General features: G+C 54.9%; 15 protein-coding genes and 4 pseudogenes. 3 read left to right on the top strand and 16 right to left on the bottom strand.

What is annotated here, in order from left to right; genetic code table 11:
* Nucleotides 1-136: 136 nt before the first annotated feature.
* From F8N12_RS09790 to F8N12_RS09755, 9 genes and pseudogenes are all read right to left on the bottom strand, one after another.
* A pseudogene (locus F8N12_RS09790) lies at nucleotides 137-1981 on the bottom strand (DNA topoisomerase III); the annotation flags it as partial.
* A pseudogene (locus F8N12_RS09785) lies at nucleotides 1981-2172 on the bottom strand (ParA family protein); the annotation flags it as partial. The pseudogenes F8N12_RS09790 and F8N12_RS09785, both read right to left, overlap by 1 nt.
* Nucleotides 2173-2176: 4 nt before the next feature.
* Nucleotides 2177-2407, bottom strand: a complete 231-nt coding sequence (locus F8N12_RS09780) for an AlpA family transcriptional regulator (protein WP_020300882.1) — start codon at nucleotides 2405-2407, stop codon at nucleotides 2177-2179.
* Between the two features lie 115 nt (nucleotides 2408-2522).
* Nucleotides 2523-3275, bottom strand: a complete 753-nt coding sequence (locus tag F8N12_RS09775; protein WP_032903637.1) for a hypothetical protein — start codon at nucleotides 3273-3275, stop codon at nucleotides 2523-2525.
* Nucleotides 3276-3523: 248 nt separating this feature from the next.
* A complete protein-coding gene (locus F8N12_RS28220) occupies nucleotides 3524-4312 on the bottom strand; it encodes a methyl-accepting chemotaxis protein (RefSeq protein ID WP_371101270.1) in 789 nt (262 codons plus the stop codon).
* A 69-nt stretch (nucleotides 4313-4381) separates the two neighbouring features.
* Nucleotides 4382-4648, bottom strand: a pseudogene (locus F8N12_RS28215) (HAMP domain-containing protein); the annotation flags it as partial.
* Nucleotides 4649-5446: 798 nt separating this feature from the next.
* On the bottom strand, nucleotides 5447-6445 hold the full coding sequence (locus F8N12_RS09765; protein WP_032904495.1) for a transporter: 999 nt from the start codon (nucleotides 6443-6445) through the stop codon (nucleotides 5447-5449).
* Nucleotides 6446-6541: 96 nt separating this feature from the next.
* Nucleotides 6542-7537, bottom strand: coding sequence for a hypothetical protein (locus F8N12_RS09760; protein ID WP_090406428.1), 996 nt, complete (start codon nucleotides 7535-7537; stop codon nucleotides 6542-6544).
* Between the two features lie 221 nt (nucleotides 7538-7758).
* Nucleotides 7759-9054 (bottom strand): PucR family transcriptional regulator, encoded by a 1296-nt coding sequence (locus F8N12_RS09755; RefSeq protein ID WP_150580259.1) that lies wholly within the window; start codon nucleotides 9052-9054, stop codon nucleotides 7759-7761.
* A 414-nt stretch (nucleotides 9055-9468) separates the two neighbouring features.
* Between F8N12_RS09755 and F8N12_RS09750 the strand changes: the two genes are divergently transcribed.
* Nucleotides 9469-10425: a hypothetical protein gene (locus tag F8N12_RS09750; protein WP_224787692.1), complete on the top strand. Its 957-nt coding sequence runs from the start codon at nucleotides 9469-9471 to the stop codon at nucleotides 10423-10425.
* Nucleotides 10426-10488: 63 nt separating this feature from the next.
* Here the strand turns inward: F8N12_RS09750 and F8N12_RS09745 are convergent, their stop codons facing one another.
* Genes F8N12_RS09745 through F8N12_RS09720 form a run of 6 tightly spaced genes read right to left on the bottom strand, consistent with a single transcriptional unit; the run spans nucleotide 10489 to nucleotide 17719 of the window.
* Nucleotides 10489-11970: an aldehyde dehydrogenase family protein gene (locus F8N12_RS09745; RefSeq protein ID WP_047531102.1), complete on the bottom strand. Its 1482-nt coding sequence runs from the start codon at nucleotides 11968-11970 to the stop codon at nucleotides 10489-10491.
* Nucleotides 11971-12013: 43 nt separating this feature from the next.
* Entirely contained in the window at nucleotides 12014-12862 is an 849-nt protein-coding gene (locus F8N12_RS09740; RefSeq protein ID WP_020300874.1) for a VOC family protein, read from the bottom strand.
* A gap of 14 nt (nucleotides 12863-12876) precedes the next feature.
* Nucleotides 12877-14532: a bifunctional 3-(3-hydroxy-phenyl)propionate/3-hydroxycinnamic acid hydroxylase gene (locus tag F8N12_RS09735; RefSeq protein ID WP_169868539.1), complete on the bottom strand. Its 1656-nt coding sequence runs from the start codon at nucleotides 14530-14532 to the stop codon at nucleotides 12877-12879.
* Nucleotides 14533-14561: 29 nt separating this feature from the next.
* Nucleotides 14562-15383: an IclR family transcriptional regulator gene (locus tag F8N12_RS09730; protein ID WP_020300872.1), complete on the bottom strand. Its 822-nt coding sequence runs from the start codon at nucleotides 15381-15383 to the stop codon at nucleotides 14562-14564.
* A gap of 1 nt (nucleotide 15384) precedes the next feature.
* Entirely contained in the window at nucleotides 15385-16236 is an 852-nt protein-coding gene (locus tag F8N12_RS09725) for a fumarylacetoacetate hydrolase family protein (RefSeq protein WP_020300871.1), read from the bottom strand.
* 19 nt (nucleotides 16237-16255) lie between these two features.
* Nucleotides 16256-17719, bottom strand: coding sequence for an MFS transporter (locus F8N12_RS09720; protein WP_224787691.1), 1464 nt, complete (start codon nucleotides 17717-17719; stop codon nucleotides 16256-16258).
* A gap of 114 nt (nucleotides 17720-17833) precedes the next feature.
* Between F8N12_RS09720 and F8N12_RS09715 the strand changes: the two genes are divergently transcribed.
* The gene (locus tag F8N12_RS09715; protein WP_020300869.1) at nucleotides 17834-19630 is read left to right on the top strand and encodes an FUSC family protein; all 1797 of its coding nucleotides are present in this window, start codon (nucleotides 17834-17836) and stop codon (nucleotides 19628-19630) included.
* A gap of 18 nt (nucleotides 19631-19648) precedes the next feature.
* Nucleotides 19649-21037 (top strand): annotated as a pseudogene (locus tag F8N12_RS09710) (aldehyde dehydrogenase family protein).
* Between the two features lie 155 nt (nucleotides 21038-21192).
* On the opposite strand, the gene F8N12_RS09705 reads toward F8N12_RS09710, so the two are convergent.
* Nucleotides 21193-22629, bottom strand: a complete 1437-nt coding sequence (locus F8N12_RS09705) for a carotenoid oxygenase family protein (RefSeq protein WP_106118106.1) — start codon at nucleotides 22627-22629, stop codon at nucleotides 21193-21195.
* Between the last annotated feature and the right edge of the window lie 121 nt (nucleotides 22630-22750).

Genomic DNA, 22750 nt, shown 5'->3' with positions numbered 1-22750 from the left:
GAGTTCGACCGAGCTACCCGGAGCAAATCGGTCTTGGGTCGCCATTGGCGATGATCCTGAGGCACTACAGCAGAGAGGGTGGGACGACGTCAAGGCAGAGAACGCACCGTTCTCATAATGATCGTCCCATGGAACATCATGAGCGACGCGTATCTTTACTGATCGACACAGTGCCCTTGCAATCTGGGTAGTGGGAGCATGACCAGAACTGCCCTGATTTTCCTTTACGTCTACGCATCGAGGCATTGCAAATGGGGCAGGCCGGGCCGGCTTCGACAGGTACCGCCAAGGTGAGTGCGCCACAGTGTTCGACCAATTGTGCAATCCAGTTCGCCTGCTTGGCGACGAACGCATCAAGGGTCAGGCGTCCCGTTTCGATTTCGTCCAGGGCCTGTTCCCATATCGCGGTCATGCCCGGATCTGCGATTGCGGCGGGTACCGCCTCAATCAGGGTATGGGCCGCTGCGGAGGCCATTAAGGCGCGTTTTTTCTTCAGCAAGTAACCGCGATCAATCAACCCCTTGATGATGCCGGCTCGCGTGGCTTCGGTACCGATACCGGTAGTGTCCCGAAGTTTCTGTTTCAGGCGTGGGTCGTTGACCAGCTTGGCGACGTTTTTCATCGCCTTGATCAGATCGCCCTCGGTGAGTGGTTTGGGGGCGGCGGTGCGCATGGACTTGAGTTCGACGTCGTCCACTGCGCACTGCGTGCCCTGTTGCAAGACGGGTAAGACTTGGGACTTGTGACTGGGTTCGTCCTCCTCGGTGTTTTCGGAGAGCAAGCCTTTCCAGCCCTGGACCAGGATCTGTTTGCCAACAGCGGTCAATCGTTTTTCGCCACATTCCAGTTCGACCTGGGTTCGATCAAACTCATGAGACGGAAGAAATTGCGCGAGGTAGTGGCTACGAATCAGTTCGTAGACTTGGCGTTCTTGTTCGGACATCCGCGCAAGGTTCGCCGGCTCGGTGGTGGGAATGATGCCGTGGTGCGCGGTGACCTTGGCATCGTTCCACACGCGGGAGTGCAGTGATCGATCGAGTCTTCCGAATGCGGGCCGCAGGGTGGGATCGGTTTTGAGCAGGGCATCGAATACCCCAGATACCTCGTCGAACATACTCTCTGGCAAATAGCGGCAATCACTGCGCGGGTAGGTGGTTGCTTTGTAGGTTTCATACAGAGCCTGGGCGATATTCAGGACTTCCTGAACGCCGAGTCCCAACTTGCGCGAGCAGACTTCTTGCAGCGTGCTCAAGTCGAAGGGCAGGGGCGCCGCTTCGCGGAAATGCTCAGTCTGCAGCGAGAGTACTGTGGCGGTCTTGCTGCAAGAGATCGCTTGGACCGTTTGACTGGCAAGCGCCTGTTGCAGGCAACGACCCGCTTCGTCCTGTCCTGAGCTTGGCGGTAACCACGATGCGATGAATCGCTGACCCCTCGACGATAAGTGCACTTCAACGTTCCAGTAGGGCACCGGAACGAAACTGGCAATCGCACGATCCCGATCGACCACTAGGCGTAAAGTGGGTGTCTGTACGCGTCCAACCGACAGCACGCCGTCGTAGCCTGCCCGCCGACCGAGGAGGGTAAACAAACGACTGAGGTTCATGCCGATCAGCCAGTCAGCACGGCTGCGGGCGAGGGCTGAGTGATAGAGCGGGAAGGTCTCCTGACCAGACTTCAGCGAGGACAATGCTTTGCGAATCGACGCCTCGTTGAGTGCCGACAACCAGAGGCGCTGAACGGGGCCTCGATACTTGCAGAGTTCCAGTAACTCGCGGGCAATCATTTCACCTTCGCGGTCGGCGTCGGTCGCGATGACGACGGTGGTGGCTTTACTGAGCAGGCGCTTGATGACTTTGAACTGTGCCGCAGTCTTGGGTTTGACCTCGACCTGCCACTGCGCGGGAATGATCGGTAGATGATCTAACGACCAACTCTTGAAGTGTTCACCATAAGCTTCAGGCGGTGCTGTCTCCAGCAGGTGAGTGCGATGAACTCGTACGCACCGACATCAGCCTTCTGGCTCAAGGCGTAATAGCTGGAGAGGGTGGGTTGGCTATCCAGATCCAGTAGCAGGACGCGTAGGCCTGCGTCAGCCAGTAGGCCGCCGAGATTGGCGGCTACTGTGGTTTTGCCCACCCCGCCTTTGGTGGAAACCACCGATACCACACGCATGGCATCAGGCCTGTTTGCCTAAGCGTTCAACGACCCACTGCTCGATTTCTAGCGAGTCCCAACCGACTGCCCGCAATCCAATGCGTTTAGCCTGAGGGAATTTACCTTCCTTCATCAGGTTGTAGATGTGCGCGCGTTTGAAGCCGGTTTTTCGCTCCACCTCGTCACGTCGCATGATGTGGCGTTCTACCTGCAGTTGAGGTGCTTCAACGATGGGTAAGGATTGGCTGGACATGCTGGTCACTCCTGGCGCCGATTGGCGCGTGGTGGGAAGTGACCTGAATTGAATAGCAGAAGTGGGGGAGAGTCATTGCACTGCAATCAGAGGTATTGCAGTGCAATTGCTCCACTCAGATACCTTTTTTGAGTATGCGATTGGCTGCGGCGAACTTTGCATCCAGCGTGCGTTTGCTCAGGCCAGGATCGTCTTTGCGATGAGCTGAGATGGAATTGACGATGGAGGATTGACTATCAAATACTGAGTGCGGTTTACCTGATGGCGAGTGTCCTAAGATTAGTTCAAGCAACGCCCCTATGACTTTCAGGTAGCCGATTTCACTGCGGTCACTGAGTTTACTGTTGGACTTTAGTAACTGATGGATATTTTCTCTTTCCAACCCCATTGCCTCAAGCTCATCGAGTAGTTGTTGATAAGACGCTTCTATATTTTTTATCCGCAATTGCATTGCATCTCGGTCGGCTTGTAAGGCCAGATAGGTGCCAGGGCTGATAGCTCCTTGTTGGTTGAAGGACTGTTCGAAAAGAAAGCTTGGTCTTTGGTCAGGGTAGTAGCGCGCCATCCAAACTCTGAGGTCAGTATGGCGGATAGTTATCTGACTGCAATCGATGGGCGTGCCAATCGTGACCGACACGCCGAAGCAGCCATAGGCCAGGTCGCCATGGCGAATGGCATCTATAATTTTTTCGGTATTTGCCTGTAGGCACGGCCATTGGGGGAAGTATTTTGACAGGAGCGCAGGACAGTCCCAAGCCGATTCTAGTATTTGGGTTTCATGAGCCATGAGATTGCACCAGCGTATAGCTGCGTCAATGGGCCGATAAAAAATTTTTGCAAAAACGTTGTAGCTGTCGGGTTCATACATAGGAGCAGCCTCATATTCGAGGGAGCAGATCCGCTAACTACGTTTTTATGGCCTTTACTAGCTGGGCTTCCGTGCGGCAACTGTCCCTTGATTCGGTTTTATTTGTTGGTAAATCGATATCCTTTTTTTCGTGAGAGATCCGAGCATTAAGCACCTAATGCACTCTGGTTATCGAGTTCTTACGCTTGTTTCAATTGACGATTTAGACGCACAGCACCACGGTGCTTCTCCCAATAACCTATGCATCGCTAGACTTTGAAAGAGCTTATTCTGTGGTGCAGCAACTGACTTTGCTTATTCAGGAGTCGTGCTCCATCAGCCAGGTCATTGACATAGTGGGAGACTCCATCACTCAGTCGGTGAATGGTGATGATATTTTCGTTCACCGTTTCCGCGACAGTACTCTGCTCCTGAGCAGCCAAAGCAATGTGTTGGTTCATTTCATTGATGCCCTGAATGTTTTCGCTGATTCGCGTCAGGAACTCACCGACTTGCCGTGAGGTGCCCACCGCATCCTGCAGCGCATTCTGGCAACCCTCCATGGCTTCTCGTGCCTGATGCGCTGCGCCCTGTAACTGGGTGACAATATTTTCAATGACTTCGGTCGACTGGCGGGTTTTTAGCGCCAGGGCACGGACTTCGTCAGCGACCACGGCAAATCCTCGTCCTTGCTCACCGGCTCGTGCGGCTTCGATGGCGGCGTTCAGGGCGAGAAGGTTGGTCTGCTCGGCGATCCCGCGAATAGTGACCACCATCGCACCGATCCCCTCGCTGTCTCGCATCAAGTCACCCAGTTTCAGAGCGGTATGGGCTATCTGTGTCCCCAGGCGTTCGACCATTTGCTGGCTGGCGTCCATCATGGCGTTCCCTTCGCAGACATGGGCTGCCGACTCGCGTGTTTGTGCGCTAGTGCTCGAGGCGTGTCTGGCAACCTGGATGGCGGATCGAGCGAGTTGCTGCACGGAAGCGGCTACGGATTCGACCTGCTGAACCTGCTGGGCGGTAGCGTGCGAGGTGTGACCAGTTGTTATGTCCATTTCACCGGCATGCTGATCGAGAGCGCTAGAGACGAGCCCGACATCCGCAATCAGGTTCGATAGCCGTTCAAGCACTAGGTTGAAGTTGCCAGCCAACTCACCAATTTCATCAGGGCAACTGGCATCTAGGCGTTTACTCAAGTCAGCTTCACCTCGTGCTATCTGCGCCAGGCAAAGGCTGACCTCTTTGACTGGTCGCAGAATGTGACGCCGGGTCAATAGCCACACAGTCCCCAAGGTAGCGAGCAACAAAACTGCGGTGACTGCCAAGTTTTGCAGTAATACAGTTTTCAGGGTCGTTCTCAGCGCCTGGTTGTTGAACTCAATATCCAGCATAGCCAGCGCCTGACCATGATGCATTACCTGTGTGTTGAGCCGGAAGGAGACATTAGCCGCGTTTTTCTGACTGACAGAAGTTGAACGTTGCGTACGGGAATCGCGCACCGTTAGTCCATTAACATCGGGGGCGCGCAACAGTTCATTCAGCAAGTTTTCGATCTGAGCCTGATTACCACTCGCGAGCGGTTCGCTTAGGGATTGTGCCGCAAGCTCAAGTAACGTAGTGGCTTGCCTGAGTTGCTGTCTGCTCAACTCCCGAGACGTGAATTGATAGTTGAGCGTCGCGACAGCGAGTGAAACGCAAAGCATGACCAGTGTGAGCGTCATCATCATTTTGCCTGCGAGCGAATATTGCATCATGGATCTCGTTTTATTGGCGTGGTCTTTCAGCAGAAACGATGCAGGGTTAATTTCATCCTGATGCGACTCGCGGCATTGCGGAGTAGGCGAGATAATCGGCGAAACGCGGATCTGAAATTTGTGTAGAATTAAGCATTACTGAGGTAGCACAAGTCATAGGCGATCTCGGTGTGAACGACGGATATGTTCTCGGTAGCGCTAATCTTCAGTGCAGCCGGACAAACGCAAAAGACACACGAACGGCTATTGTGCTCGGTAGGAGTTACCTGCAGATTGCCGTTCAGCTCGTTGAGGCCCACCTTCCATTTGTCGACCCACTTCCATATCCAATATTTATTTCGACGAACGGTTAACTTGGAAGCCAACGCGTCCGTGGCGGGGAAGAGTTGAGCGCCACCTCGACGTATCGCTACATCGAGGATAATGCTCTTGACCTCAAAAGGTGTGCGCGTAACGTACCTGCACGACGTAGTCGTTGCGTGCGCGGTTCTCTACTTCGGTCTCACGATAAGTGTTGAACCAGACACCATCACCATCGCCTACTTTCCAGAACACCCCAGGGCCAATCCCAAGCACTTTTTCGCGAGAGTCGGCGAGGCGGTGACCATTGACCTCATCATCACTTATTTGTTTGAAGTAATACCCATTGAGGCCAACTGAGACGTTGGGTATCACTTCATAGGAGGCAGTAAAGTTAATCCATGCCGCTTTGCCTGCCTGGGTATCACGCACAGGCTGACCTTCGAACAGTTGCACTGAACTGCTGGCTGGGTCCTTGTTTTTAAAGTTTTGCAGATAGTGCAAGCGCCAGCTCACTTCCCAGCGGGGTGCGGGCATCCAGGTCGCCGCCCAGTAAGGATTGATCGAGTAGAAGTTAGATCCTTGGTTGAGGTCCTTGTGTTCATCGTATTTACCGACGGGTAACAACACATCCAGTGCCAGGCGCTGGACGAAAATAGGTCGTCCATGCTCATCGACAATAGGATCGAACTGCACCAGCGGGCCGGTGGTGACGTCGCCAACTCCAGTGGCGTTGTCCTTGAGTTGTGGACCGTTGCTACCAAAGTCACCGTCGAGTGAAACGATCGGCACAATGATGTTCCAGCCCAGGTGTGCGCCCGCGCCAATAGTGTTGGGCGAGTAATAGCTGAGTTGGTTGATCAGGCTGGTGACATTGATCTTCGGGTTATCAAAGTCTTTGATTTCCTTACCCGAGTTATTTCGAATCGAACTGGCGCTGGTGTACTTCAAGTATTGCTGGAACGAAAAGCCGGGCAGGCCGGCAAATCCATCGTAAAAACTGGTGCCTCCCAGATTGATCCCGTTCGGCTCCCCAACGCTAGGCGGTGGAGGGCCGTTGGCGGCTACAGTTTCTAGGGACGAGAGAGTGGCGAGGACTAGCAAGGCTGGACAAATTTTTTTTATTGTGTTCATCGTTGTTGGCTCTATTGTTATTTTTTTTGGCGCTATTTGGTAATTCCCAGAGTGCTTTTGCATCAAGCAATCTGGTACCAATGTGCTTTTGGCACATTATTTTTTTGCTTGCGTGGTACCTGGGCTCGCGGCATCAGACGCTGAGGGCTTTGCTCTGAATCGATGGAAAGGGCAACCCGCGACTTTCGCCTGCTCGCTCTGCTGATCTGGTGTTTTAGATGCACCCGCAGCGCGCTTGGCGGCATGCGCCACTTGCCGGCGTTCCGTGAAGGTGTCCTTCGGATCAGGGATCACCTTTTCCCCCATCCACAGAAAACCGGCAGTAAACAAACGCAATGCTTTCCTGGCCAACGGTGAGGGTCGTTTGAGTTCGTAGGCGCGGATCAGATGATCGGGATAAAGACTGATCACCCAGGCAAATACCAGAGAGTGTGAGAACTTTGGAAAATAACGATCGGCGAACTGTTGGATTATTGCTCGCGCCGCCGGTGGGCCCATGTCGTGTTTGGGAACATCCTCACTTTCCCAGCGATCCATGAAGGCCATGATTCCATCAAAGGAATCAGGGAAGCCTGTAATCGCTTCGCCCGTCCCGGCGTTGCGAAAAATGGTTGACATCTGGTGCCAGTATTTAACAGCGGCGAGCTTCTCTTTTTCGCTCATGCCCGCCATACCTACGCGTTGCATCAGGCGATGCATGCCGGCTGCTTCATAGCAAAGCGTGTAGACGTAGGTGTCGTTGCGGCTGAAGCTCTCGCCAAATCGCTGAGCGTAGTGGGAGTGTATTTTGTTTATCGACTCAACGTTTTCGCGGGTCTTGTCGTGGTGTGAACCGTAATGCCACCAAACCTGCATCTTCCAGGATGTGTCATCGGAGCGTCTGAATGAGTTTTTTAGAATTTTCCCGTCACCGTTGTCAATGAGAGGCAACGCGTCCAGTTCCCTTACGAAGAAGTGAGGGAAAGTGACGGCGTACACAAGATTCATGATGAAGTCGGTTGGCCGATAAGCCGCAGAGAGTTTCCAGATCTCGTCATAGTCGGTAGCAGGGTCGAGCTGATCAATACGCGCGGCGATCCATTTGCGGGTCATCGGGTTTTCCTCTTATTTTTGTTGTCATCTCACTGGGCGCATGGTCATTGCGCTTCCTGCGGATGGCTTACAAGTTAGAAGAAGTACCGAGCGCAGTCATTAGGCCGGAAAACCAAAATAATGATTGGTTTTGGTATTGCAGTACGGCGGCCCTCGAGCGCTTGAAACGTGCGTTGATGGTCTATCGACTGGGATACATCAATCTCACTGTTTACCTGTTTCTATTCCCTTTCATGCTTGAGGACACGGCCCTCGTACTGGGTGATCAGGTGCAAGGCGCAGCGTATTTCGAGCTCTCGTTGCTTGATAGGACAACCCAGCAGTAGTTCTATCTGTTGCAGTCGATACACTAGCGTGTTGCGGTGAATACCTAGCGCTTCAGCACCGTGGAGCAAGCTGTTGCCTGACTGCAAGTAAGCGCTGAGTGTTTGGCGGTAGCCGCCGGCTTTCTCTGATTTGTTTGCCAGAGGTCCGAGCACGGAGTCGACATACCACGCGGCCTTTTCAAGATCCTGACCGACCAGGATCGTCAGGACATGGTCAGCCCAGCGCATGACGCCTTTGATTGGGGAAAGGATTGCAACGCTACTGACATCTCTGGCTTGAAGATGAGTACGCCTGAACCCAGCAGGGCCCTTCGCTGGTTCACCCAGTGCACATTGAGTTCCACTTAATTGCCCCAGTGTTTCTTCAAGTCGTTTCAGTTGGGTCGGAGTAGGGGCGCGCGGTGTACTGACCCAAGCCCATGTCAAATGCTGAGTGAAGGAAACTACCAGCTGTGTATCGCCGATGATTGCATCTTGTAAATTGCGTTGTAACTCACCCAAGTCTGAGCTGAGCTTGGTGTTGAGATCAGAAATAATGATACCGACATGGAAATGCTCAAGATCCAGGCCATGATCTTTTTTGATTTGCTTTAGCTCGAATGGTTGAAGCGCGCCCGCATTGCCGATCAACTTTTCCACAAGGGCGCGGCGTCTCGCGATTTGACTTTCCATCAGCACCTGACGCTCGTCCAGGTAGCACAGCACAAAGTGCTCGATGATTTCATCCACCACGCATGCACCGTTGGTGACTAACCGTTGAACCGTTGAGGGTGCAAAAGTCCTGGACGCCGACGCGGTGAAAAAATGATTGACCCAGATAGTCTGGTTGGCTCGCATGTTTTTGACGATGCTGCTGAACGGTACTTCGCGACGTGCAGCTTGTCGCGCCATTGAAGGGATCAATTTCAGCGTAAAGTGCTCACTGTTTCTCGATAACGAACTCATGAATATATCGAGGATGAGCGTTTCAAGGTTGAGGCGTATCTCTGGCGTCGGCAAGTCAGGCACCGTTTGAAATTCGTCCTGCAAGCGCTTGAGGGAACTGGCGGCCTCCTCAAGCGCCCAGGCCACCGCACCTTCACCCATCTTCAACACAGCATTGGTCAGATGATGCTGACCAATCACCGCCTTGGAAAAAGCGTCCTCGACCGAGCCTTTTGGCTGCAGGTGAGAATAGAGATCAGTAGTCAAACGGTACTCCCTGTGAGTCGTAATGATTATTTATGTACGCATCACGCAGCCGCCCGTGGGGATCCAGCGCACTGTGATTGCAGTATAGCGTCGCGGTGATACTGCAATACCAAAAACGCCGTCGAGCTTGGATGGACAGACCGGAGACTGGCCCGGGGCGAGGCCCTATCGTAAGTGGTGGTGTTTTTAAATCGAGAGCACCCAGACGTTGCGCCATGAGCGCTTCTGTCTGACGACTGAAGGCCGCTGATCAGAGGCCTCTATTTTCGTATTCACTATGTGCACTCAAGCGAAGAGAGGATCTACATGTCTGCCCCTAAAAAGTGGATTCGAGCCAAAATCCAAAGCCTCGACCCAAGCAAGGATTACATTGAAATCTGGCGTTTATCGAACAGCTACGGGCTGAACGACTTCATGCAGAACTTCATCTACGCGTTGACCTTCCCTAATTTTGTCGTCACCGATTGGGGCTCCAGAGCGGTCTGGCGTGAAGACGGTGGCAAAGTCGTTTCACGGTCCACCTCGCGTGTAGAGCAGACCGGCAGCGCCAATGCGCTGTGGTGGTTCTACGGTCCTGAAGACAGCCGCACCATCAAGTCGGTTGAAGGTATTAATAATCTTCATGCGCATTGGGCCAAGCAGTATCCCGGTGCCTTTTCTTATAATGACGATTACGTGTACGTCTGTGCATTCACCGCCATCACAATGCACCGTCTGAAGTTGAAGATGGGCGCCCCGGGCCTCTCCGAGAACGAGAAGATTGCCGCGCACTTGTTCTGGCGTGACATGTGCAAACTCTTCCGTGCTGAAAACGATCAGCCGATCACTGGTTACCCGGATAGTTTCGACGCGCTCGTGGAATTTTGCGAAGCCTTCGAAAATGCTCCAAAACCCAAGCTTGAACGTGGCAATCTCATTATCACGGCGATTCATGAGCAGTTTGTCTTCCGCTTCTTCCCCAAGGAGTTGCATTGGTTTGGCCATCAGTTACTGCGCGCCATGTCATTGACCACCACGCTCGACACCATGCAGGTCGACCGCCCTGACCCCGCCGCGGCCCAGCTTTTGCCGCAACTGGCCGGCTACATGATGGGCATGATGGAAATGAATGCCGACGATCCGACTGAAGCCTATATCGAAGAGCGGATGAACATGTCCAGTGAAGATAAAGCCGAAGTGCGAAAGGGCATCCAGGCGCTGGACAAGCAATTCCCCGAGCATTACGTCGAAACGTACAAGAATGATCCTAAATTTGTCGGTTGCCCTTTTCATGCCGCTTTGGGCGATGGCGTTACACCGCAAAATGCAGCCGACAAACAAAGCATCAAGTCCATAGAGGCTCAGGTAGCGGCTTTGGGCGGCGACGAGTAACGCCAACTCACCTTGTTGCCCTGCATGACAATCAGCCCCGACAGGGGCTGACTGCGTGGTGCATTAAAAAGGGTAGTGGTGACCACCTGGCTGCCAGGTCACCCAGTGTGCGCGAGTGAATTCATCGACGGCATAATGACCGTTGAAACGCCCGAGCCCGGAGTTCTTTTCACCTCCGAAGGGCGCGTTTGGCTGGTCATCGACGGTGATGTCGTTGATGTGCGTCATGCCGGCGACGATGCCACGAGCGAACTGCAACCCGCGCGCCATGTCTTGGGTGAATACCGCACTGGACAACCCATACTCGCTGGCATTCGCAAGTCGCAGGGCGTGCGCTTCATCGTCGGCTATGAGCATTGGTAACAGTGGGCCAAATGTTTCATCTACCGCCAGGGCGTCATCGGCTTTTACGTTGCCGAAAACATGCGGTGGGAGCAACAGACCGTTGGCTGAAGCGCCGAACAGTTTAGTCAGGCCAGCGCTGTGTGCCTGATCAATCTTGCGTAACAGGCCATTCAATTGCGATTGATTGACGACAGGCCCAATCACGGTGTCCGCATCATTAGGGTTACCCACTTTCAGCTTGCTGACCCTCTCCACCACAAGTTCTGCAAACGCCGGGTATAAGGTGCGATCAACAATCACTCGGTTGACGCTCATGCATATCTGCCCTTGATGCAGGAAACGGCCGACCACGGCTGCGTGAGCTGCCACTTCAACGTCGGCATCATTCAGCACCACCAGTGGCGCGTTACCACCGAGTTCAAGAGCAACGCGTTTGATGTGCTTGCCACCCGTGGCGATGCGCCCGACATTGCGCCCCACGTCCGTAGAACCGGTGAACGAGATCAGCCTGGGTACTCGATGTTCCACGAAGGCGTCACCGATTTCCGATCCGGCGCCCACAACAACGTTGATGGTGCCCGCAGGGAAGCCCGCCGCCTCCAGTAGGTAGGCGATCAACAATCCGCCGCTGACAGCGGTATCACTCGCAGGTTTCAGCACTACGGTATTACCTAATGCCAAGGCCGGAATAACGGAGCGCATGCTTAGATAAAGCGGAAAATTCCATGGGCTGATCACCCCCACAACGCCAAGTGGATCACGGAACACAAAGCTCTGTTCGCCGGGCTTGTAGCTGGTCAAGATCCGACCCTCTACTTGCATCGGCATGCTCGCGCATTCTCGGACCAGGTTCAGCGTGCTTTGCCACTCGATGCCAGCCTTGATTCGAGTGCTGCCCGACTCTTTGATGAGCCAGTCGATAATTTCTTCACTGCGCTGCGCAACGATAACGGCAAGCTTTTCAAGCAACATAACCCGTTGGCCGGCGTGTAGCGCAGCCCACTCCAGCTGTGCCTTTTCGGCGGCCAGATAGGCTTCATCCAGATCGGCGACCGAGGCGAGCGGCATGTCCAACAGCAACTCGTTGTTGAAGGGGTTGCGGTTGTCCAGGCGTTTGGTTGAGCGACCTGGCTGCCAGCGGCCGTTAATGTATTGATGACCTTGAATGGCAAATGGAGCGGGTGCGTTCTGGTTGTTCATTTAGGCGACTCGATCAATTTAATGGATTGACTTCCCTGCAAAATCAGGTGCGCATCCAGGCGCGGCCCCAGGAGTTAAGAGTGTGCTCACTCTGCGGCCATACGCCGGCTTCACGGTCTGCTGGCGCCAGTTCAAGTTCGGCCGAGAATTCCAGTCGGTTCCGATCGGCATCGACCACCATGAAAAACAGATTGTTGCCCGGACCATGACGGCCAGGGCCGAAGAAAATGCTGATGCGCTCCTTGGCAAACCGGTCGCCCCAATCACGAATGTCATTCCACTCATTGGTTTCGTAACAATGGTGGTCCCATTCATTCTTCGACCCACGGAAAAAGGCGAGGGAGTGATGCTCGTCGTCGGAGCGCAGGAAACACACCATGAGCTGGCCGGTTTCCTGGTCGACCACGTTGTCGGAAATGGTGAAGCCAACGGTGTTGACGTAAAAGTCGATAATCGTCTCAAGCTCGGTGGTTTGGAACACAACGTGCTGCAACCTCGACGGCATGCCTTGCAGTTCAGCACTTGTATCGGGAAGTACTACGCCGAATATTGTCTGGCGACCCTGTGGATCCCGAATGGCAAACGCGCCTGGCTCAAGTAAAGGCGAGGTCACCGGATCCATCTGGCATTCACGCTCAATCAGGTTCTGACGCAGCGCTTCCAGTTTGGCGTTGGAGTGGAGGTTGAAGGCAGCGGCCAGCAGGCCGCTATGGTCGGCTGGCGAAATGATTGCCGCTCGTTTCGGCCCCCGCATCACCTGGCTGCCATCTGCTTGTGGCGATGCGCGCATGTCCATCATTCGCGTATAAAAATCTACCTGGCGTTGAGGTTCTTTGCTTGCCAGGTGCAGGTAGCACAGTTGAGCAGGGGTCGAAGTCTGGAGGGTCGTCATGGAAAACTCCGCGATCAAAGAGTAACTGGGGAATGGGCGGTATTGGCAGCCGCGACGGCGACTGTCGTAGCCTGTGCAATGCCCAACAAGGACTGAAGAGCCAGAGCTGTTTCTGACTCCTGAGCCTGGTCAAATATGGCGGCGACATAGCGGTCGGGACGTAGCAGCAGGAAGGTGCTGGCCTCGGCAAACAGTGCGCTTAACTCACCGTTGCGATCATGTACGATCGTGAGTCCCGCCAAAGGGGGCGGAAGCGGAGCGTCTTGTGGAATGATCACGATGCGCTTGGCATCCAGGTGGGTCCAGAGCGGGTGCTGCAGTTGATCCATGCGTTGGCTGCGCAGATCGCCATATTGAATCAAGGCAAAGCCCGGGCCGATGTGCTCATCCAACAGTTGCGCGCAGCCGTGAGAGTCGAAAAGAGTCGGCTGCGGCAGCATGGTCCCGGCGCGCAGGTTGCCGGCCTTACCTTGGGATAACACCAGGCCCTGGGTAAAACGAGGCTTTGGTTTAAACTTCATTTGCAGAAAGTAATCGCGCAGAGGCGGGATCAGCCCGATCACGCGGAAGGTGCTGGTAATGAGTTTGGCGCGCAAGGCTGAAGCCGGCGCCATGACCACCCCGAGATTCAGCGCCAGCTTGATCAGCGCCCAGGCATGATCGCGGCGTTCGCTTTCATAGGTCTCGAGGGCGCTTTTCGCCATTTGTCCCCGGAGTACCGCCACAAGTTTCCAGGCGATGTTATGCGCATCACGCACACCACTGTTCATGCCTTGGCCCGCATAGGGTGGGGTCAGGTGCGCAGCGTCACCGGCGAGAAAAACACGACCTTCCTGCCAGCGAGAGGCAACCCTGGCGTGGAAGGTGTAGACCACTTTGCGCACCAGCGAATAAGCTTTTTCACCCCGGAACGGCCGCAGCAAGTTGCCAAGGCTAGCGTCGCTGAGCATTTGCTCATCAGTCTCGTCGTCTTTGAGCATGAACTCGAAGCGACGTGTCTGATGAGGGCCGGGCACTTCTACGACAGGTCGCTGCGCGTCGCAATACACACGAGTCTGCCAGAACGGGTCATCGTCCTGATCCAGATCCACGACCAACCATCGGGACTTGAAGCTGGAACCCACCATATCGATACCCAGTTGTTTTCGAACCGGGCTTCTGCCGCCATCACAGGCAACCATGTACTGGGCGTGCACCTCAACCGTGTCACCGGCCGCATTTTGTATTCGAGCGAGAACGCCTGAGGCGTTCTGTGTGAAGTCGATCAGTTCATGGCAGAAAAGCGGAGTCAGGCTAGGGAAACGCTCCATACCTTGCATCAGCGTGCGTTCGAACAGGGGTTGCCTGAACGCATTGCGTTTGGGGTAGCCGTATTGCTTGCCGACAGGTTCGACCTTGCCAAAGCAACGTCCCCCTGGCTTGTCGAAGTAGTGAACGCCGTAGCCTTTGACGACGTCAGCCAACACGGCTTCATCCAGCCCGGCTGCCTGCATGGTTCGCAGCGACTCATCGTCGATCGAAACGGCACGCGGTTCAGTCACGGTGCCGGCTTTACGATCAAGAATGGTCGTACGCACGCCGGCCTGTCCGAGGAGGTTGGCCAACGTGAGTCCTGTCGGGCCGGCACCGATAATCAGTACGTCAGTATTCACGGGTGTAAGGGTTGTCATTTTTATTCCCTCGGTGACCGCCGGGCTGGTCAGTCCAGTACTTCTGGTCTGTGCGCCAGCGCGGTCATGAGTTGTGAAAGATTGTCGGCAAGGGCGAGGATTTGCTGGCCTTGCACTTCATCCTGTTCGCTATCGCGTTGCGAGGTCGGGCGCACGCAGCTGATGCTGCCCACCACTTTGCCGTCGCCATCGAATATGGGGGCCGCGAGGCCAAAGACGTCAGCATCGACTTCGCTGGTGCTCAGCACATATCCCTGGCGGCGCAAGCGTTGGAGCGAGCGCCGGAACACCTCCCAAGTCTTGCCAAGGTTGCTGGACTCGATGTCACTCGGGTTTTCCAGAAACAGTTGGCTTTGATGCCGTGAGCCCATGTTGGCGAGGATCGCTTTAGAGGTCGCTCCCATGAACAAAGGTCTTGGCGATCCTCGCGAGTAGCTCACTTGGTTGGAAAGGTTGCCGGTTTGATGGATACAGACCACTTGATCCTTGAACAGCCGACACACCAACCAGGCTTGCTCGGCACCCCATTGCGGAAAGGTCGACTCCAGGGAGTGCGCCGCGCGTACCAACGGATCACTGACGCGCAGTTGGCGATCCCAGGTGATGATTCTCGCGCCCAGCGCATAGCGACCGGCCTCCACCTGAAACAGCAAATTGGCCTCGGCCAGTTCGCGTACATAACGGTAGGCAGTGGAGCGTGTGAACCCCAGCGCATTTCCCATCCCGTCGACCGTCCAGATGGGATGGTGCTCGGTGAACAGGTCGAGAATTCGCAGCATCCGCTCCAGGCTGGAGCCTTTGCTGTCTGCCAGGTGCTCGGTGGTGTCTTCGGAATCAAACGGTTTTTGCATGTCAGCTCTCGTCTACAATACTGTTGCGCAGGATACCAATGCGCTCGATTTCGATTTCGACGATATCGCCCGGCTTCATCCAGACTGGTGGCTCGCGGAATGCACCAACGCCGCCGGTGGTGCCGCTGACGATTACGTCTCCAGGGGCCAGTTCAGTGAACGCGGTGCAGTACTCGATCAACTTGCGCACATCGAAAATCATGTCGCTGGTGCGCGTGTGTTGCATCACTTCGCCGTTCAAACGAGTCGTCAGTTCCAGGTCCTGCGGGTCGACGATTTCATCGCTGGTGACCATCCATGGGCCGAATCCACCGGTGGCCGGGAAGTTCTTCCCTGGAACAAACTGGATCGTGTGCTTCTGCCAGTCACGTACGCTGCCGTCGTTGTAGCAGGCATAGCCGGCGACGTAGTCCAAGGCGTCCTCCGGTTTGACGTGGCGAGCGGTCTTGCCGATCACCACGGCCAGTTCACCTTCGAAGTCAAGCTTGTGGGACACGGTTGGGCGAACGATGGGCTGCAGGTGTGCGGTCTGGCTGTCGGCAAAGCGGGTGAAAATCATCGGGTAGGTCGGCATGTCCCGACCAGTCTCGCGCACATGCGTGGCGTAGTTGATCCCGATGCAGAGCACTTTGCCTGGGTTGGCAATGACCGGCAAAAAGGTGATTTCACTCAATGCCAGGCGAGGCAGGTCTTTCAGCGCATCAGCCCCCAGTTCGCTCAGTCGATTGCGCGCGATGGCTTCTTTGAGGTCCGCACCCAGGTGAGACTTGAGTGATTCCAGGTCAATGACGTGGTCACCTTTAACAATGCCGTACGTGGAACGGTTTTGGTAAACGAAGCTTGCGATTTTCATGGGTATGCCTCTGGTTGCATCAATGATGTGTAACAGACTGTGAGGGTGTGGGTTGTTGTTTGCTCGCGGGGTCAAGTCGTAGCAAGGTAATCGCCGTCAGCGCGATGATTCCCGGAACCAACGCTGCGCTGAGGATCTCTGTCAAAACCCAGCCGGCTGCCAACATCAAGCCGCCGCAAACGGGCCCTGTAATGGAACCCACTCGCCCGACGCCAAGTGCCCAGCCGATGCCTGTGGAGCGTATTTCCTGTGGGTACAACTCGGCGGCCAAAGCGTTAAGACCTGCCTGCGCGCCTTGCACCAAAATGCCCAGCAACAACATTGCGGGGAAAAGCGAATAAATAGAAACAGGCAATTGGCTGAGCGCCAGCACGATTGTCAGGTAGCCCATGAATTCGATGGTCAATACGTTGACCGACCCCCAGCGGTTCATCAGCCAGCCTTGTACGACCGAGCCGATCACACCTCCCAGGCTGAAGAGAATGATGGCGCGAATGCCCATGCTCAGCGGTGCATGGGCTGCCACTAACAGCGTCGGGATCCAGCTCATAATGAAGTACAAAATCAGCAAGTTCATGGCATACGGCAGCCAAAGCAGCAGGGTGCGGCGCCACATGCCGGCTGTGAAAAGACGACTCAGGGAGGTAGAGGAGGTTGCCTGTTGGCGTAGTTGGCCAAGACTGGCGGGCAGTTCTGCGAGGTTGGGTGCGAGCCGTTTAATGATAGCGCTGAGGGCAGCACGACTGCCGGGTTGGCGACTGAGGAACTCAACCGACTCTGGAAGCCGCCACACCACAACGCCGGCGACCAGCAACGGCAGCGCGCCACCGATCAGGAAAAGGTTTTCCCACCCCCAGGTAGCGAGCAGTTGGTCGACCGTCAAGCCAGCCAGCATGGCGCCCAGTGGCATGCCACAGAACAGCAGCGTCACGGCACTGCGCGAGTAACGTCGCGGGCTGTATTCAGAGATCAGCGCCACCAGGTTGGGAATTGCCCCGCCGAGGCCTATGCCGGTCAGAAAGCGCACGACGAGCAACTGCGAGACGTTGTTAACAAAAGCGGTCAGTAACGCGAATGTGCCGAACAGCAGGATCGACAACACCAGAATTCTCTTGCGCCCCAAGCGATCCGCCATAGGGGCCAGTAGCAGTGCGCCGAGCATCAAACCAAATAAACCCGCCGCGAACACCGGTGCCAAGGCTTGGGGCGTTACGTTCAAGGTTGATGCCATGGCAGTCACCAGAAAACCGACGATCTGGGTGTCGAATCCGTCTAGCACTGCGACCAGTACGCAGAGGGCGAGCCCCTCCCATTGCAACCGGCTGACAGGGAGGGCGTCAACGACGTCGCAGAGGATATTGCTGGGTGTAGGCGTATGCATGAACTGGCCTCTTATTGTTTTTATTGTCTGGGCAGGCAGGTGCCCTTGACTGAGGCTAAATCTATTACGAAGCAAAAATCCTGTAAAGATAAAATAAACCAAAATCCTAAATAGCAGGAAATATGATATTTTGGTTTCTCGTCGGCATGCACCATGGCAATGAGAGCCGCGTGCGGCTGCGTTTCCCTTATCAGGCTGCGGATGTCAGTTCATCAAATGAATAAGTGGATCACTCAATCATTCGGTCGCTTGATAGGCCGTTTTGGCATGCAGCCCGAGCTTCAGTGGCCTTCTCGGTCAGCACTGATTTTCAGTCTGCACACAACCACGGCAGCTCTCTTGGCGCTGGTCATCGCTCAAATGCTGGACCTGCACCATCCTTGGTGGGCTGCGATGACAGTCTGGCTGGTGGCGCAACCTACGCGAGGCCTCTTGATCGAACGCATCGGCGCGCGGCTGATCGGTACGGTGGTGGGAGCCATGGCAGGCGGACTTTTGCTGACGGTGTTCTTTGATCAGCAGCACTGGCTAATGCTCGTACTGGCAGCCTGGATCGCAGCGTGCGCCGGGTATGGAAACCTGTTTCGACATTTTCGAAATTACGGTTTTGTGCTGGCAGGCTACACCGCAGCGATCGTCGCGCTGTTTGGTATTCAAGACCCCGTGCTCGATGTGGACCTAGCCCTTGGCAGAATCTATTGCACCGTCATCGGCGTGTTGGCTTCAGCTTGTTTTTCATGGACGTTTACAGGCAAGTCCGCGTCCCTGGAATCCGTGTACAACCGACTCGATGCGCTGATTGTGGCCAGCGTTCACTACAGCCTCAAAAGGTTGCAGGCAGGCACTGCACACGATGCCAAAAGTTTTAGTGCGCTGTTGCAGGAACTAGCGGCGCTTGATCTGTGCCTGGATGAAATTGCTACAGGTTCTCGAACAATGCGTTTACGGGTCTTTCGCACTCGCGACACGCTGGGCGCGCTTGTCGATTTGCTCGTAAGTAGCCATTTCGATGTTGGCGAAAAACTCCGATTTCCCTCTGACCTGTTGGTAGCAACTCATCCTGAATCGGCAGCTGCAATGGTGCTCGCGGTGATCAATGAGGTCCACAAAAACACTGAAAACCTTGCCGCAGGCACGCTGTTCGTTGAAAAATTACAACGCGTCTTTGCAGCGTTGAATGCTTGTGAAACGCCAGGCAGGGAAGCGTTGCAATCAACTCAACAGCGCGACTGGCACGCAACATGCCTCGCGGGCTCCAGACCCTTGATTGCGATGTCCATCGCCACCGCAATGTGGTGGGGCCTGGGTTGGTCAGACGGTCCAATGATGGTCATGACGGCCGTGTTGTTCGCCTCGCTGTTCTCCAGCCATAGCCACGCCAGTGCGGCGTTAAAAGACGTACTTGTTGGCTCGACCGCTGGAGCCGTTCTTGGCGTGACCTGCCGTTTTTGGCTGTTACCTGAAGTGGGAACGGTGTGGGAGCTGGCCTTGGTTATCGCACCGTTTTTGATGATCGGAGCGTTGCTCATGGCTCGGCCCGGTACAGCAAAACTGGCCATCGACCTGAACATGACCTTTTTGTTAATCGCTCAACCTGGATTGCAGGTAGACACCTCCCTTGAACATACCCTGTTGCAGATGTTGGCAATTCTGGGCGGGGTGTTCACTGCCGTGCTGACCTACCGATGGTTGGTTCCTTCATCGCCAGGCTCCCAGCGCAAGCGCCTGTGCAAGCGCATTGCGCGGCTCGCACTGAAGATCTCGGATACACCTGCCCCACCTGCTCAGGCACGAATTTATGATCAAGTCAGGGGTCTTCTGACAAGTCTGATCAGCCTCGAAAAAAAGGCCTCTCCACTGCTCATTGCTGCGTTCGAATGCGCAGCGATTGCTCAGCTTTTCGCTCACCACCGAACTGATGAACATCACACCCTTGCACTGCACCAGCAATTGGAAAACCTCGCGACTTCCAGGCTGGCAAGCAAGAAGAATACTGGCGCTGACCTACTTTGAATCAACCGGAGAACACCCATGTCTGACCTCCCAACACCGTGGCAAAACTTTACTGGCCAATACATCGCCGGGGCCTGGCGTTCCGGAAGTACGCGCAAGGTCCTGGAGAACCGCAACCCTTATGACAACGCCCTGCTGACCGAGCTTTCGCTGGGTGATGTTAGCGACCTCGACGACGCCTACCAGGCGGCAGCAACCGCGCAGAAAGCATGGGCGCAGACGTTACCTAATGAGCGCTCAGCCTTGTTCATGCGCGCCGTTAGCGTACTGGAAGCCAGGCACGAAGAAATTGTCGACTGATTGATTCGTGAGTCAGGCAGCACGCGTACCAAAGCCGAAATCGAGTGGTCAGCGGTACGTTCGACCATGATCACGGCCGCGGCCATGCCTTCGAGAGTCGTCGGCCGCATTCTGCCAATCGACACCCCCGACAAAGAAAGCCGCGTTTACCGTAAACCATTGGGTGTGGTCGGGGTTATCAGTCCCTGGAACTGGCCGATGCACCTTTCCAATCGGTCTATCGCACCGGCGCTGGCACTCGGTAACGCCGTCGTCGTGAAGCCTGCCGACGATACGCCGGTGACCGGTGGTTTGTTGTTGGCGAAAATTTACGAAGAGGCCGGTTTTCCGCCGGGAGTTTTGAACGTGGTCGTGGGAGACGTGGCTGATTTGGGTGATGCCTTTACCCTGCACCCGATTCCAAAATTCATCTTCTTCACGGGATCGACTCGGGTCGGGCGGCACATTGGGCGCGTTGGCAGTCACAGGCCCGACGCTCAAGCGAGTCGGGTTGGAGTTGGGTGGGAATGCTCCGTGTGTGGTGCTTGATGACGCGGACCTCGATCTGGCGGTGCACGCCGCCGTTGTGGGGCGCTTCCTGCACCAAGGTCAAATCTGCATGAGCAGTAACCGGATTATCGTCGACGCCTCGTTGCAAAAGGATTTCGTCGAAGCGTTTGTCGAGCGCGTTCGCCAGTTGAAAGTCGGCGATCCTGACCTTGCAGATACAGTCATTGGCCCGCTGATCAACCGTCGCCAGTTGGAGGGCGCAGTGGCCCGGATCGAGGCGGCGAAAGCCGAAAGCATCGAGTTGTTGCTCGGTGGCGCTGCACACGGGTAGGTACTGCCGCCTCATGTGTTCGTCAATGTCGATAACATGAGTGACTTGGCCCAGGCTGAGCAATTTTGTCCTGTAGCGCCGATCATCACTGCGCGTGACGAGGCACATGCGCTGGAGCCGGCATGACTCACATCAACGACATCTCGGTCAATGATGATCCGAACAACATGTTTGGCGGCGAGAAAAACAGTGGTATCGGGCGATTCAACAGCGATTGGATCATCGCGGAGCTGACCAGCGATCACTGGAACTCGGTGCAACACAAACGTCGCGCTTATCCGTTTTAAGGTCAGGGTTTTAGTGGACTGATCGTATGGCATGAATGCCCCTTGAAAGGGGCGTTCCTTCATACAAAGACTGCCCTGCAGCGATACGTTATTTGCAGGGCAGTCAGTTGTGCGTTGCTGTTGCCAGAACGCTCGGCTAGACCTCTACCGGTGGGTTATGGGATCCAGTTCCCATGAAAACCCAGCGGTATATGATGATCCAGCTTTACCCGTGCCAATGGTGCGCCCGTGAAGTCGCTCGCGTCGTGGATCACCAGTTCGCTTTTGTTTGTCTGGGGATCCCACCAGACGACCAGCAACCAACCATCGTCTTCACTCACCGCATCGGGTTTGGCCACGAATATCGGCTCGGCAGGGGACACGTCCCTGTCACCTTCCAGTGTTTGGTACTCGGTTTTGCCTGAAATAAAATCGTGCTTTATCAGGCAATTGAAATCGTGGCTGTCACTTTTGGGCTGGTGTACACCGGCAAAGTAGCCGTATTGGTGTTTTGCACCCAGGAGTTTTTCATTGATCCTAGGAAATTCGACGGAGAAATTTCCGACCCGTGCTCGTGTCATCTGACCGGCATCGAGATCCAGGGTCCAGCGGTACAGCGCGGGAGGTGTGAACGGCGAGCGTCCAGCGTCAGGAAAAGGAAACGGAAAGAAATTCTCGACTTTTATATCATCGACAAACTGGAGGTCACTGACGCAGCCGTCGACGATTATTTTGCCATCTTCCTCGTAGGCGTTGACGAAGTGTGTGGTTTGGTAAGCTTCATCGGTGAACCATTGAGTTGCACCGGTCTGCCGATGGACCACCAGGGTTCGATTGCTCTGCTTTGGGTCAAACGTCCACGCAGATTTGCCTGCAGGAACTCGGTCGGGTGATTCTGGACGCCAGTTGATGGGCCCAAAGAAGAAGACAAAATGATTTTCAGTGAACATGAAGTCGTGAATATAGGCGGGGGCGTCAAGTGTAACGACGTGCTGTTTCAGGATGTTCCCTTGTTTGTCAGCCAGTGCACAGACGAATCGGCGGGTTTCGGGTTCGACCGTATACAATAGTAGTTCATTTTTTGCGGCGTCGGTATGGATATGCGCGGTAACCAGTGCATCAATTGCGCCGTGGAAATCAAAGGTACCAATGGTTTCCAGGGTGTTTCGGTCAAGTTCATAATAGTGTCTACCCGCCTCTTGCAGAGCCAATACGCGTCCGTCGATTTCCACGACATTGACGTTGGCTACTTGCTTGACGGCAGCCGGCCCCTTTTCAAGCTGTGGTTGAGCTACTTCGTAAGACCCGTAAATACCGTTGTAGAGCGATCTACCGGCTGCTTCTTCTTCCTTGAAACCCTCGGTGCGCACCCATTTATTGCGGTAGTTGACAGCGCCGTTGCTGATATAAAACCCATGAACCATGCCATCTCCGTCGAACCAGTGGTATCGGTCAGGGCGAGCAGGCTCCCAACGCTGGTTGGATCCGGTTCGAAAAAGCACGCCCTCAAGTTCAGGCGGCACAGTACCTTCTATGCGAAGTTCATTGGCGATGATTTCGTTGGAGAGGGGTTGGCGAATACCTTGTAAAAAGGGGCTGCTATTGTTCCACATGATGTATCTCCCGAAGGCTAATAGGGGTGTCTTATTAAGGGTTAATAGAATGCTAGCCTTTGGTGTTATTGCTGTCTCCGGGTTGTGAGTACGAATTCTTATGGAGTGTTGGTACTGAGGT

Source organism: Pseudomonas fluorescens (assembly GCF_902497625.1).
GTDB lineage: Bacteria > Pseudomonadota > Gammaproteobacteria > Pseudomonadales > Pseudomonadaceae > Aquipseudomonas > Aquipseudomonas fluorescens_BQ.
The sequence above is the reverse complement of the archived record's forward strand: the minus strand, read 5'-3'. Positions and strand labels throughout refer to the sequence as shown.

Bases quoted from the DNA above. Each gene is read 5' to 3' on its own strand.
- F8N12_RS09780 (WP_020300882.1), bottom strand. From the start codon at position 2,407: ATGTCCAGCCAATCCTTACCCATCGTTGAAGCACCTCAACTGCAGGTA.
- F8N12_RS09775 (WP_032903637.1), bottom strand. From the start codon at position 3,275: ATGTATGAACCCGACAGCTACAACGTTTTTGCAAAAATTTTTTATCGG.
- F8N12_RS28220 (WP_371101270.1), bottom strand. From the start codon at position 4,312: ATGGACATAACAACTGGTCACACCTCGCACGCTACCGCCCAGCAGGTT.
- F8N12_RS09765 (WP_032904495.1), bottom strand. From the start codon at position 6,445: ATGAACACAATAAAAAAAATTTGTCCAGCCTTGCTAGTCCTCGCCACT.
- F8N12_RS09760 (WP_090406428.1), bottom strand. From the start codon at position 7,537: ATGACCCGCAAATGGATCGCCGCGCGTATTGATCAGCTCGACCCTGCT.
- F8N12_RS09750 (WP_224787692.1), top strand. From the start codon at position 9,469: ATGCAGAACTTCATCTACGCGTTGACCTTCCCTAATTTTGTCGTCACC.
- F8N12_RS09745 (WP_047531102.1), bottom strand. From the start codon at position 11,970: ATGAACAACCAGAACGCACCCGCTCCATTTGCCATTCAAGGTCATCAA.
- F8N12_RS09740 (WP_020300874.1), bottom strand. From the start codon at position 12,862: ATGACGACCCTCCAGACTTCGACCCCTGCTCAACTGTGCTACCTGCAC.
- F8N12_RS09735 (WP_169868539.1), bottom strand. From the start codon at position 14,532: ATGACAACCCTTACACCCGTGAATACTGACGTACTGATTATCGGTGCC.
- F8N12_RS09730 (WP_020300872.1), bottom strand. From the start codon at position 15,383: ATGCAAAAACCGTTTGATTCCGAAGACACCACCGAGCACCTGGCAGAC.
- F8N12_RS09725 (WP_020300871.1), bottom strand. From the start codon at position 16,236: ATGAAAATCGCAAGCTTCGTTTACCAAAACCGTTCCACGTACGGCATT.
- F8N12_RS09715 (WP_020300869.1), top strand. From the start codon at position 17,834: ATGAATAAGTGGATCACTCAATCATTCGGTCGCTTGATAGGCCGTTTT.
- F8N12_RS09705 (WP_106118106.1), bottom strand. From the start codon at position 22,629: ATGTGGAACAATAGCAGCCCCTTTTTACAAGGTATTCGCCAACCCCTC.